12 protein-coding genes are annotated in these 12,270 nt (G+C 72.1%); 9 read left to right on the top strand and 3 right to left on the bottom strand.

From position 1 onward, the window contains the following. Window positions 1-58: 58 nt before the first annotated feature. Both ACGFZA_RS12525 and ACGFZA_RS12520 read right to left on the bottom strand, forming a co-directional pair. Window positions 59-1,084 (bottom strand): LLM class F420-dependent oxidoreductase, encoded by a 1,026-nt coding sequence (locus ACGFZA_RS12525; protein WP_385278807.1) that lies wholly within the window; start codon window positions 1,082-1,084, stop codon window positions 59-61. After that, window positions 1,084-2,238 carry a CaiB/BaiF CoA transferase family protein gene (locus ACGFZA_RS12520; RefSeq protein ID WP_385278806.1) on the bottom strand — a complete coding sequence of 385 codons (1,155 nt, stop codon included), beginning with the start codon at window positions 2,236-2,238 and terminating at the stop codon, window positions 1,084-1,086. The genes ACGFZA_RS12525 and ACGFZA_RS12520 overlap by 1 nt, the downstream gene beginning before the upstream one ends. A gap of 260 nt (window positions 2,239-2,498) precedes the next feature. Here ACGFZA_RS12520 and ACGFZA_RS12515 point away from each other — a divergent pair, with 260 nt between their 5' ends. From ACGFZA_RS12515 to ACGFZA_RS12500, 4 genes are all read left to right on the top strand, one after another. Next, on the top strand, window positions 2,499-3,218 hold the full coding sequence (locus ACGFZA_RS12515; protein ID WP_385278804.1) for a TetR/AcrR family transcriptional regulator: 720 nt from the start codon (window positions 2,499-2,501) through the stop codon (window positions 3,216-3,218). A 43-nt stretch (window positions 3,219-3,261) separates the two neighbouring features. Then, entirely contained in the window at window positions 3,262-3,771 is a 510-nt protein-coding gene (locus ACGFZA_RS12510; RefSeq protein WP_385278802.1) for a DUF4334 domain-containing protein, read from the top strand. Beyond that, a complete protein-coding gene (locus ACGFZA_RS12505; RefSeq protein WP_393678848.1) occupies window positions 3,768-4,859 on the top strand; it encodes an NAD(P)-dependent alcohol dehydrogenase in 1,092 nt (363 codons plus the stop codon). The genes ACGFZA_RS12510 and ACGFZA_RS12505 overlap by 4 nt, the downstream gene beginning before the upstream one ends. A gap of 133 nt (window positions 4,860-4,992) precedes the next feature. Then, window positions 4,993-6,189 carry a TetR/AcrR family transcriptional regulator gene (locus ACGFZA_RS12500; RefSeq protein WP_393678847.1) on the top strand — a complete coding sequence of 399 codons (1,197 nt, stop codon included), beginning with the start codon at window positions 4,993-4,995 and terminating at the stop codon, window positions 6,187-6,189. 98 nt (window positions 6,190-6,287) lie between these two features. On the opposite strand, the gene ACGFZA_RS12495 is transcribed toward ACGFZA_RS12500, so the two are convergent. Continuing rightward, the gene (locus ACGFZA_RS12495; RefSeq protein WP_385278796.1) at window positions 6,288-7,487 is read right to left on the bottom strand and encodes an oxygenase MpaB family protein; all 1,200 of its coding nucleotides are present in this window, start codon (window positions 7,485-7,487) and stop codon (window positions 6,288-6,290) included. Between the two features lie 674 nt (window positions 7,488-8,161). Between ACGFZA_RS12495 and ACGFZA_RS12490 the strand changes: the two genes are divergently transcribed. Genes ACGFZA_RS12490 through ACGFZA_RS12470 form a run of 5 tightly spaced genes read left to right on the top strand, consistent with a single transcriptional unit; the run spans window position 8,162 to window position 12,106 of the window. After that, entirely contained in the window at window positions 8,162-8,338 is a 177-nt protein-coding gene (locus ACGFZA_RS12490; protein ID WP_187285003.1) for a hypothetical protein, read from the top strand. 10 nt (window positions 8,339-8,348) lie between these two features. Beyond that, complete coding sequence (locus ACGFZA_RS12485) at window positions 8,349-9,065, top strand: hypothetical protein (RefSeq protein WP_385278794.1); 717 nt, start codon at window positions 8,349-8,351, stop codon at window positions 9,063-9,065. Beyond that, on the top strand, window positions 9,062-10,084 hold the full coding sequence (locus ACGFZA_RS12480) for a DUF6895 family protein (protein WP_385278792.1): 1,023 nt from the start codon (window positions 9,062-9,064) through the stop codon (window positions 10,082-10,084). Before ACGFZA_RS12485 ends, ACGFZA_RS12480 begins: the two co-directional genes overlap by 4 nt. A 43-nt stretch (window positions 10,085-10,127) precedes the next feature. Then, window positions 10,128-11,051, top strand: coding sequence for a DUF6895 family protein (locus ACGFZA_RS12475; RefSeq protein WP_393678846.1), 924 nt, complete (start codon window positions 10,128-10,130; stop codon window positions 11,049-11,051). A gap of 14 nt (window positions 11,052-11,065) precedes the next feature. After that, entirely contained in the window at window positions 11,066-12,106 is a 1,041-nt protein-coding gene (locus ACGFZA_RS12470; protein WP_393678906.1) for a serine hydrolase domain-containing protein, read from the top strand. Window positions 12,107-12,270: the final 164 nt, after the last annotated feature.

Below are 12,270 nucleotides of genomic sequence, written 5' to 3'. Positions count from 1 at the left end.
GTCCGTGCCCTTGCGCGGAAGGCTCGGTGGCCGGGGTCGCGGAGGCCGCGTTCCCCTGTCACAGCCAGCTCTTCACCTGCTCGATCAGCCCGGCGGGATCGGGACCGACGGGGGTGACGTTGAGCATGGTCACGCCCGCCTCGCGGAAGACCTCGACGCGGTCGCGGACATAGCCCTCGGGACCGGCCAGGCAGAGTTGCTCCAGCAGTTCGGCCGGCACGGCGGCCTCCGCGTCCTTCTTGCGGCCCGCGAGGTAGTGCGCCTGGACGGCAGCCGCGTCGGACTCGTAACCGTACGAGCAGACCAGGTCGTGGTAGAAGTTGCGGCCGGGCGCGCCCATGCCCCCGACGTAGAGGGCGACAGTGGGGCGCATCAGGTCACGGACCGCCTCGGCGTCGTCCCCGATGGCCAGCAGACCGCCCGCAACGACCGCGAGCGGGCCGAGCGCGGGGTCACGCTTCGCGGCGCCTTCGGCCAGCGGCCCGCCCCAGACCTTGGAGGCGTGCTCGGGGACGTACAGGAACGGCAGCCAGCCGTCGGCGATCTCGGCCGCCATGCTGACGTTCGCCGGGCCCAGCGCCGCGATGTAGACCGGGATGGAGTCGCGGACCGGGTGGTTCAGCAGCTTCAGTGACTTTCCGTGGGTGCCGCCCTTCTCGGGCGGCAGGGGCAGGTCCGTGATGCCGTGGTGCTCGATCACCTCGCGCCGCCAGATCCGCCGGGAAAGCTCGACCACCTCACGGGTACGGCCCAGCGGGCGGTCGTAACGGCGGCCGTGCCAGCCCTCGACGACCTGGGGTCCCGAGGCGCCGATGCCGAGGAGAGCGCGTCCGCCGCTGAGGGCGTCGAGTCCGGCCGCGGTCTGGGCGATCAGCGCGGGAGTCCGCGAGTAGACGTTGAGGATGGCCGAGCCGATCCGCATCCGCTCGGTCCTCGCGGCGAGGTATCCCATGATCGTCGGGGAGTCGAAACCGTAGGCCTCGGCGACCCAGACGGCGTCGAGGCCCGCGGTCTCCAGGGCAGCCGCACGGTCGGCGGTGACGCGCGGATCGCCGGCGTACGTCAGAGGTGAGGACAGTTCCATCAGCTGTGTTCCTTCAGCAGTTCGGGCACGTCCCAGTCGTGGGCCACGTCGGGGGTGTGCGCGCCGGGGACGGCGGGCGGCAGCCGCAGGGTGCCGGGGGTGTCGGAGAAGCGGGGGGCGGGTGCGGGCTGAGTGATGCCGTACGCCTCCGTATAGGTGCCGCGTCCGGTCAGGTGCCGGTGACCGGCCGCCTCGTGCAGCGAGAGGACGGGTGCGACGCAGGCGTCGGATCCCTCGAAGACGGCCGTCCACTCGGCGCGGGTGGCGTCCTTGAACCGGGTGGTGAACACGGCCCGCAGCTCGGCCCAGTTGCTCGGTTCGGCGTGGTCCGGCAGTTCCGCCCCGTCCAGGCCCAGCAAGGAGACGAACACCGTGTAGAACTGCGGTTCCAGGGCGCCGACCGCCATCCAGCCCCCGTCGGCCGTCTCGTACACGCCGTAGTACGGGCAGCCGCCGTCGAGCAGGTTGCCGCCCCGGACGTCCCGCCACGTGCCCTCGGCGAGCATGCCCCAGAACATGGTGGTGAGGTGCGCGGCTCCGTCCACGATCGCGGCGTCCACGACCTGGCCCCGGCCGGTTGCGCGGGCGGTGAGCAGCGCGGCGAGCACGCCGGTGACCAGGTAGAGGGAGCCCCCCGCGTAGTCGCCGAGCAGATTGGCGGGGAAGACCGGCGGCCCGTCCGGTGCGCCGGACATGGACAGGGCGCCGGCGGTGGCGATGTAGCCGATGTCGTGTCCGGCCCGGGGGGCGAGAGGGCCTCGCTGCCCCCAGCCGGTCATCCGGCCGTACACCAGGGCGGGATTGACGGCCAGGCACTCCTCGGGGCCGACCCCGAGCCGCTCCGCGACACCGGGCCGGTACCCCTCCATCAGGACCTCGGCGCGCGCGGCCAACGCCCGTACGGTTTCCGGACCTTCGGGTGACTTGAGGTCGACCAGGACGGAGCGCTTGTTGCGGTTGACCACGTCGTAGGCGGGATCGCCGCCGAGCGGCGAGGGGCCCGGACGGTCCACGCGCACCACGTCGGCGCCCAGGTCGGCGAGCAGCATCGCGGCGAACGGACCGGGACCGATCCCCGCCAGTTCGACCACACGGACGCCGTCCAGGGGGCCTGCCACGGCGCGGCCGGGAGGGTCGGTGGAGTGATGGCTCATGGGTTCCTCTCTCGGTGCACGGCGCGACCGCCGCTCGACCGGGACCTTACTGAGCGTTCGCTAAGAACGTAGAAGTGCGGCGGCGCCCGGTCAACTCCTCGCGCAGCAGCAGATTTTGTGGTCCCATGCTGGGGAACCCGGATCAGGCCGGATACGGAATGTCCGGCCGTACTGATCGATCGCTCAGCAGAGGAACGGCGGGGGTTCCGGACTCACGGCCGTACGATGCCGCTGATCGCAGCCCGTCCCGAGGAGAGCCGTTGAGCACCGAACCGAGCCGCCGCACCACGCCCCCGGCGGAGCACTGGCGCTCCTACGGACCGCTCGACCTGCACCCGATCCTGACTCATGCCATGGCGGCCTTCAACGAGCACGGCTACCACGGCACTTCGGTTCGCGACATCGCCGGCCGGGTCGGGGTCACCGTGCCCGCGCTGTACTACCACTACGAGAACAAGCAGGCCCTACTGGCCACCCTGCTCGAGACGTCCATCAAGGACGTCCTGGACCGCTGCCGGGCTGCTGCCGGGGAAGCCGGGGACGATCCGCTGGCCCGGCTCTGCGGCATGGTCGAGTCGATCGTTCTCTACATGGCCCACCGGCAGCAACTGGCCTTCCTGGACACCGAGATCCGCAGTCTGGAGCCACAGAACAGGGCCCGGTACGTCGCCCTGCGCGACTATCTGGAGCACATGCTGCTGGACACGGTCGAGGCGGGCCGTGCCCGGGGCGTGTTCACCACCCCGATCCCGGCCGACGCGACACGTTCGGTGCTCATCATGTGCCAGGGGGTCGCCAACTGGTTCCGCGCGGACGGCCCGCTCACCGCGGAGGAGGTCGCCGAACGCCACGTCCTGCTGAGTCTCGGCACCGTGGGCCACCCCGGCACGGTCACCGGCGGCTTCGCGTTCCCCTCCACGCGGCACTCCCCGCTCGCGCAGAGCTCCGGCCCCCGGGGTTCCGCCTCGCGCCCTTCCTGACGCTTCACTCCATGCCTCAGTACCCCGACGAGAGGACTCCCCCATGAACGAGCACGAGGCCGGCGCCCGATTCCAGGAGCTCCGGCAGAAGAACGGCCCGGTCCCTCCCGCCGAACTCGACGAGATCTGGGCGGCGTTGGCCACCGTCCGCCCCGAAGAGATACTCGGCGAGTGGAAGGGCGGCGAGTTCCGCACCGGTCACCCCCTCGACGGCATGCTGGACGAGGCCGGCTGGTACGGCAAGACGTTCGCCTCCGTGCACGACGCCAAGCCCTTGATCTGCCGGAACGAGGCGGGTGAGCTGTACTCCAACCGCGAGCTCGGACAGGGCGAGGCCAGCCTGTGGACCGTGGAGTTCCGCGGCGAACCGACGGCCACCATGGTCTACGACGGCCGGCCGGTCTTCGACCACTTCAAGCAGGTGGACGACACCACGCTGATGGGGATCATGAACGCCAAGGGGGTCCCCGCCGAAGGCCCCTTCTACTACTTCTTCCTCGAGCGCGCCGCCGTGGCCGCGCACGAGAACCCCGGTACGGGCGCGAGCTCTTGAGGCGCGTCCGCGCCGCGGTCGCCGAGGCGCCGGGAGCGCCGTTCACCGTCCGGGACGCGGACCTGGAGGCCCCGCGGCCGCGCGAGGTGCTGGTGAGGATGACAGCGGCCGGCCTCTGTCACACCGACCTGGGCATGCGTGACACCTGGCCCCGGAAACTCACACCGATGGTCTTCGGCCACGAGGGGGCCGGCACCGTCGAGGCGGTGGGTGCGGAGGTGACCCGCGTCGCGCCCGGGGACCACGTCTGCCTCACCTTCGCCAGTTGCGGCGCCTGCGAACAGTGCGCGGCGGACCACCCGGCCTACTGCCGTGCGGCGCAGGCCCTGAACTTCTCCGGCGGGCGGGACGACGGCACCACTCCCCTCTCACGCGACGGCACACCGCTCCACGCCGGCTTCTTCGGCCAGTCCAGCTTCGCCACGTATGCCGTCGTCCACGAACGCGGCGTGGTCGAGGTGCCGTCCGACCTGCCGGCCGCGGTCGCGGCGCCTCTGGGCTGCGGCGGCCAGACGGGCGCCGGCACCGTACTCAACCGGCTGCGCCCCGAACCCGGGTCCTCGCTGGTCGTCCTGGGGGCCGGCGGGGTCGGCCTGAGCGCGCTGATGGCCGCGGTGGCCACCGGCTGCGCCCCGGTGGTGGCCGTCGACCCGGTCGCCTCCCGGCGTGCCCTGGCCGTCGAACTCGGCGCCGAGGCGGCTCTGGCCCCCGGGGACGGCCTGGTGGCGGCGCTCCGCGACCTCACCGGCGGGGGTGCGCACCACGTCGTCGAGACCACCGGCCGCCCGGAGATGGTCCGCCGGGCCGTAGGCGCCCTGCGTCCCCGCGGCGAAGTCGCCCTCCTCGGCACGGGCGGTGAGGTGACCTTCGACGTGATGGGGCTGCTCGCCAAGGGCGTCCGCGTCCACGGGGTGATCGAGGGCGACTCCGACCCCCGCCGCTTCATCCCCGAGCTGATCCGCCTGCACAGGCGCGGCCTCTTCCCGATCGACCGGCTGGTCACCACGTTCCCGTTCGAGGACATCGAAGCGGCTGTGGCCGCCATGCGGGACGGCAGCGCGGTCAAGCCGGTCCTCACCTTCGCCTGACGGGCGGGTCGGGCTGACGTCGACGGGCGGCCCCGCTGCGCCGGAACACCGGCAAGTGATGCGGAAGTCACGTCCTGCGCAGTCCGCGTCGAGGCCCCCCTGCCTGGTGGGGGCGTGTGATTGACTGATCCGCATGGCTCCCGCCTCCCGACCAGCCCGTTCGGCCGTGCCCGCCGACCGGGCCGCAGCCACCCGGCCCCGCAACCGCAGGCAGCTCATCGTCGAGGCGGCCGGACGGGTGTTCAGCGAGCGCGGCTACCACACGGCATCGATGGAAGAGGTCGCCGCGGGCGTGGGCATCACCGCGGCCGCCCTGTACCGGCACTTCCCGAACAAGTACGCGCTGTTCGCCGAGTGCGCCGACGTCATGGTGGACGGGCTGGTCTCCGCGCTGGACGAGGTGCCGCCGGGGGCGCCGCTGACCGACGTGCTCGCCGCGGTCACGCGGATCACCATCGCGCATCGCGCGTCGGGCGGCGTGTACCGGTGGGAGGCCCGCTACCTGGACCACGACGACCGCCGGCGCCTCGCGCTGAAGTTCGGCCGCCTCGTCGAGCGGGTCGACGAGGCGGTGCAGCGCGAGCACCCACGGCCTGACCGGCGCCTGCGCGCCGTGGCGGCCCTCGGCGCGATCGCGTCCATCACGATGCATCACACGTCCATCGCCCAACGCCGCGCCGAGGAACTGCTGCTGGCGTCCGCGCTGCGGGTGGCCGCGAGCGACCCAGCGGCGGGCCGGCCGTGCGCGTGCGCCGTCGAGCTGCCCGACCGGCCGGTGCCGCGCACGCGCCGCGCGGAGATCCTCGCCGCTTCCATCCCCCTGTTCGCCCGGGACGGATTCGCCAGCGTCACGAACGGGCAGATCGCGCAGGCGGTGGGACTGACCCCGTCCGCGCTCTACCGCCATTACCCGGGCAAGATCGACATCCTGGCGGCGGCGTGCCTCCAGGCAGCGGGACTGCTGGCCCAGGGTGTGGAACGGAGCCTGCGCGAGGTGAGCGGCCCGCACGACGCGATCGTCGCGCTGGCGTCGACCTACGTGGCCTACAGCTTCGAGTACACCGAGCTCAACAGCGTTGCCGAGGCCGAGGTCGCCGGGCTGCCCGCCGGTCTGCGACGGCCTCTGGTCCTCGCGCAGCGGGAGCACATCGCCGTCTGGGAGCAGCAACTGCGGCTGGCCCGTCCGGAACTGGACCCGCGCCAGGCCCGGGTACTCGTGCATGCGGGCTTCGGCGTGGTGGTCGAGGCCGGACGCGGACTGCGGTGGCAGGACAGCGCCGGCCACCGTGAAGCGGTGACCTCCCTGGTGGTGGGTGCACTGGGCCTCTGAGCGCACAGCGCGACCGGGGGCCTTCGCATGTCGGCCCGGTGCCCGCCCCTCGATGCGGCGGTCGCGGGGCGGGCACCGCCAGGATCCGGCGTACGGGCTCAAGTGGTCCGGTTGCCGGTGGGGATCGTGATGGGTGTGGTGGTCCCGGAGTCCCCTTTGTTGAGGAAGAGCATGCCCAGGGCGCGCACCATCTGGTCGATCGCGTAGAACGTGCCGGGCATGACGGGCGACAGCCCCTCCCGGAACAGGATGTACGCCGGCCAGGCGGTGCGGACCAGGGCCGCCGACACGTAGTCGCGTTTCAGTCCCAGCCAGTCGCCGACCTCGTCGCTGAGGACGTAGCGCACGAACTCGTTCAGGAACCCGCGCGTGACGCCGAGGTCGACCTGTGCGGTCAGACCGAGCAGTTCCTCGGCCAGCGCGATGCCCTCGGTCGTCGGGGTGAGGATCGGGGTGAGGACCTTCGCCGACTGCGCGTCCGCGGCCGCCCACGTCTGCGGGATGTACTCGTCCGGCACGCCGAGCAGATGGATGGCGACCTGCCACGAGTGCAGGAACGCCTCCTGGTCCGCCGCAGGGAACGGGATCTTCCATTCGAGCAGCTTCCTGTGCACGTAGGTGCCCAGGCTGTGGAACGTGACCAGGATGTCGGCTGCGCTGATCGGGACGGTCTCGTCCGCGACCGCCCTCCAGTGCGGCGACTGCGGAAGCAGGTGACGCACCGCGGCGTGCACCACACGCGTCTTGTTTGCGGTGACGACGAACTGCCCCTCCGGCTCGAAGGCCCCGAGCTGGGACAGGTCGTATCCGAAGGTGAACGTCTTGGCCGCGCGGTCCTGCATGTTCGAGCCACCCGCGGCCCAGTAGACGCTCTTGGCCTCGCGCGGGATCACGGTGCTCATGATTCCGCTGCCGAGGCCGTACAGCATGAAGAGGTACAGGTCCCTGCGGCGGTTGAAGTCGGCGGCGCGGGCCAGCTTGGCGGGGTCGGCCCAGGAGGGCAGCTTGTTGACCCGCCCGAGGTACGCGGTGAAGTCGGCCGGCATGCCGCCGGGCAGCGGGTCGTTGTTGTTCACCCACGATTCCCAGGCGCTGTTGATCGCGGGTACGTGACCGTTCTCGAGCATCGAGACCATCAGAGGATCCGCCGCCTCGTCCCAGATCCACTCCGGACCGGTGCCCGCGGCGGCCCCAGCCACCGAGCCCGTCGACGCCCACGCCTGAGCGGGGCTCGACACGCCCACGAGCCCGAGCGCGACGCCGAGGGAGAGAATCCTTCGCCTGCTGAGATTTTCCATTGACTTACCTGCTTCCCTGATGGGCCAGATGGTCTTAGATGGCTTCGCAGACTTGCCGGTTGTACGACCCATGTGCTGGATGACCTTGTCGCACAGATGTGATTTTCGATTAACATAGCGAGGTACGCCGCCGTGGGCAATGGCGGTGACGGAGGGGGCGAGGGACGGGCCGGCAGGCGGTCCGCAGACCGCCGGCCTCCGACATCTACCCCCGCCCGTCCGGATCCCTGCGGAACGCGGAGCGGCGGCGGGAGCCCGGAGAAGACCACGCGGCACCCTCCCCACGCCCGGCGGCAAGACGACGCGGCACTCCGACCGCCCCCGGCGGCGAGACGACGCGGCACCCCGGCCGCCCAGGCAGGAACACGCCAGGGGGCGGATCCCGCCCGACCCGCGAACGCCGAGGGATCTGCCGCAGTGACCCCCGATGACGCGACGATCGATCGCCCGGGTGCACGCCTCGACGCGCTGAATGCGCCCCGCGCACCACCCCCCGTCCGGTGTACGGAAATGGCATCGCACCAGGTCAGCGCCGCGCGGCGAGCGCCGTGAATTCACCATTCAATTGAATAGGGAATTTCTCCGGACGGCCTATCCGATTTGCGGACTCGCATTCCGTGCATTCCACTCGGAACGTACGGCAACCCCATTTCCCACAGGACGGGGCAACACCCATGTACACCACCGAATCCACTGCCACCGACATCGAGCTCGACCTCGACGAGGCGCTCAACCCGGGCGAGGCCGAAGGCTTCTACCGCGACTCCCGCGAGTGCGCGTATCTCGCTCTCCTCGGAGGCGGCTCCGCACTGCTGCTCTCGCCGCCGACCCCCCGCCCGAAGAAGGGCTAGTCGGTAGCAAATGGACCAGTCACATGCTTCGTCCCCCCTCGCGGGTGCCGTGCATGACCTGGCAACAGAGGTGGTCCTCGCTCTTCGGAGCGGGGACCACCTCGCCACGGTTTGCGGCGCGGCCGGGATCGACGAGAACAATCGGACGGGAATCGCCGCGGTGCGCGTCATCGGCGCCGACCTGCTGCTGCCCAGTGTGCTGCACGGGCACCATCCGCATCCCGGAGACATCGCCGTGCTCCAGCGTGCCGTGCGGGAGTTCCCGCCCCGGCCCGACGCCTCCGACGCCGCGGTCTGGAGCCATTGGGGCATGATGTCCGCCCTGCACCGGACGGCATCGGCCACTGCCCCCGGGCCATTGCCGGTCGCCGTGCCCGGCGCCGACGAGCCGAACGCGGCCTGGCTCGAAGGGGCACCCTGGCAGGCCTTCACCCACCAACTCTCCGTACTGGCCCCGCTCGCCGTCCCCGCCGCCTCGTCGGCCGTGCACCGGGCCGCCGCCCACCGGGTCGTGGACCTGTCCCGGGGGTTCGTCCGCGCGGTACGGCGGCGCAACTGGCTCCAGGCGGCGGGCGCCGGCCGCTGGCTGGCCGCGCTGGACGGCCGGCCCGACAGCCTGGGCCTGGACCGGGGACTCGACTTCGTCGAGCTCATGGGTGGCGCGGACCCCCGGGTCGCGCTGCACGTACGGGCAGCCCGGCTCACAGCGCAGGGGCGGGCGCGGTGACGGCATCGGTGGCCACCGCCCCCGGCGGTACGGCGGGCGCGGCGCTGTCCGTCCTGCCCGGCGTACTGCGGAAGGCGCTCGGCTGGGCCGACGCCCACCGCGCGGGCTTCGTGCTCCCCCCGGACGTACTGGAGCCGCACACCGAGGTCAACCGCACCCTCAAACCCCTGGGCGAACTGGCCCAGCTCTGCACGACGATTCGCCGCAGCACGGCCCCGGACACTCCGGAACACGGGACGGCCGGCGACCTCATCACGTTCGCGTGGGACCAGGTGCACGGCGGCGAACTGCTGCTGGAGCTGCTGCGCGGCGAACCCTTCGCCGCGTACCCGTACGAGATCTACGCGGCCTTCGCCGGATACGGACTGCGCAACGAGGGCTTCGAGCGTCTGGCCGGGACGCTCTCGGCGACCAGGGGCTGGGCCCACACCGAACAGCAGGCCAACCGGGAGCTGGGACTCATCAACTCGGAGCGGCGGGTCGGCAACGCCCCGCACGCCGACGCCGGCGGCGTCCTCGCGCGCACCTGGCTGGGCGGGCTGTCCGAACCGTGGATGTTCGAGGGGCCTTCCGGCTACGCGCTGACCCACACCGTCTTCCACATCACGGACTGGTGCTGTGTTCCCGAGAGGATGCCCGCCGACATCGACGCCTATCTGCGGGCCTGGCTGCCGCCCTGGATCGACGGCTGCCTGGAGAGCCGGCAGTGGGATCTGACCGGCGAACTGCTCGCGGTCGCCGCGGCTCTGCCCGGCCCGCCGCCCACGGACCTGCTAGACGCGGCCTGGCCCGCGCTCGCCACCGCGCAGGCCCCTGGCGGATCCGTACCGGAGACGGGCCCCACGGTGCGTTCCGCCTCTTCGGACGATGCGGAACCGGGCGCGGACCCGGACCCGTATCCCTTCCTCGCCTGCTACCACTCCACGCTGGTCACCGCGTTCGCCGCCGCGCTGTGCCTCAAGCGGCTCACCGAGCACCGGACCGGTGCCCCGGCGGCGGACACCGGGGCCGCCGTATGAGCCGCGCCGGACTCCGCACCAGCCGCACGAAGGGAGCTGCCGCATGAGCGGCATCCAGCAGATCCATGACGTGGGCGCGCGGGCCCTGGACTGGCTGTACGAGCACCGGGCCGGCTTCAGGCTGGACGACGACCCGCCTCCCGAGGTGGGGGTCCTGGACCGGTTCAAGCCCCTCGGCGAACTGGCGCTCATCAGCAAGGTCATCTTCCGTGAGGGCGTCGCCGGGTCCCGGCAGGCCGCCCTGGCGCGCAAGCTCCTCGACCACGCCTGGCACGAACTGCTGGGCTCGGGAAGCCGGCTGGTGGACGGCCAGCGGCGCGAGCCGCTCTGCCCCGTTCCGATGGAGGTCTACGTCCCGTTCCGGGAGCTGGGGTTCAGGGAGCCCAACCTGGAGGCCGCCGTCCGGCTGAACCACCGGCTCGGCAGCTGGGGCGCGCTGGAGGTAGTCCCGGTGCGCCGGCTCGGGCTCAGCGCCATGGAACGCCGCTTCGGAGTGGAGCCGAGCATGCCGCTCGACGAGGCGTACCGGCGCACCTGGCTGTCCCGGCAGCCCGAACCATGGACCGTCGAGGGCAACATCGGCTACGACATCACCCACACCGTCTTCCATCTGACCGACTGGGGCGCCAACCCGGCCGGGCTGCCCGCCGACGTGGCGGACTACCTCGCCCTGTGGCTGCCCGTGTGGCTGGACGACTGGCTCGACCTGGGCCGCTGGGACCTGCTGGGCGAACTGCTCGTCGTCGACGCCTGCCTGCCTGAACCCACCCTGGACCCGGCCGCCTGGGCGGGATTCGCCGGAGCCCAGCAGCAGGACGGGGCGATGCCGGTGATGGGCGGCATGCCGGAGGGCGACGAGGAGTCCGTCTTCGACCTCGTCTACCACCCCACGCTGGTGGCGGCGTTCGCTTCGGCGCTGGCCCTGTCCCGCGCCCTCTCGGACCTCGCCGCCCCGGCCCCCGCGTGACGGCCCCCCACGAGGTGCGCCGGGCCTCCGCCGGCCGCCCTTTCCCGGACGACGGCGAGGCGGCCCGTCTGCTGGCCGATGCCGCCCGGACGATCGACGCGCCCGGCCTCGTGATCGCGCTCAGTCACCGGGGCCGGCGCACCTACCGCGTCGACGGAGGCGTGCGGCCGGGCGACGCACCCCGCTACGAGCTCGGTTCCGCCTCCAAGCCCTTCACCGGGCTGCTCCTGGCCGCGCTCGTCGCGGCGGGGCGGCTGCGGTACGAGGACTCGGCGGCCGAACTGCTGGCCCCCGGCCACCCGGTGCACCCCTCCGTACGCGCCATCACCCTGCGCCATCTGATCACCCACACCTCGGGCCTCCCCGCGCTGCCCGCCGATTTCTACCCCCAGGCGCTGCCCCGGTGGTCGACCGCGCCGTACAGCCACTACCCGGCCGACCGCGTCGTCCGGGCCTTCCTCCGCGCCCGCCCCCGCCACCGGCCGGGCACTCGCTGGCACTACTCGAACTTCGCGGTCTCCGTGCTCGGCCACACCCTGGCCGCCGCCACCGGTACGCCCTGGGATTCTCTGCTCAGGACGGAGGTGCTGGACCCGCTCGGTCTGCACGACACACGACTGCGCCCGAGCCCGCAGGCCGGCGACGCCGTGGGGCACCGGCGCGACGGCAGACCGCTGCCCGCGCTGGACACCGGCGGCTTCACCGCGGCCGGAGCGGTCCGGGCGACGCCACCGGACCTGCTCACGTTCCTGGAAGCGCACCTCCCGGCAAGCCCTGCGCCCACGCACCCGCTGGCCGCCGCGCTCTCGGACGTACAGCAGCCCCTGCTGCGGCGCGGACTGCGCCACGCCCATACGCACACGCTGACCTGGTTCCGTCATCCGTCGGCGCGCGGACCGGTCTGCTTTCACGCGGGAGCCACGCCCGGCCAGCAGATGTTCCTCGGCTTCCGCCCGGACACCGGCACCGCGGTGGCGGCGATGTGCACGCGGCGGGTGCACAGGACGGACCCGTTCATCGCGACGGTTCACGAACTGCTGACGGAGAAGCTCTGACCGTCGGAAACGACCGAGGGCCGGTTCCGGGTGCTTCCGGAACCGGCCCTGATCCACGACTGTCTCCAGTCGGGTCAGACAGAGTAAATGCGCCGGTGTCGACTTCGGCCCTCAGGGATCACCACGACCGCCACTCCACCACAGGAACGCCATGGCTCATACGG

Source organism: Streptomyces sp. NPDC048211 (assembly GCF_043202315.1).
Taxonomy (GTDB): domain Bacteria; phylum Actinomycetota; class Actinomycetes; order Streptomycetales; family Streptomycetaceae; genus Streptomyces.
Note: the sequence above shows the minus strand (reverse complement) of the source record. Positions and strands in the feature narration are given on the sequence as shown.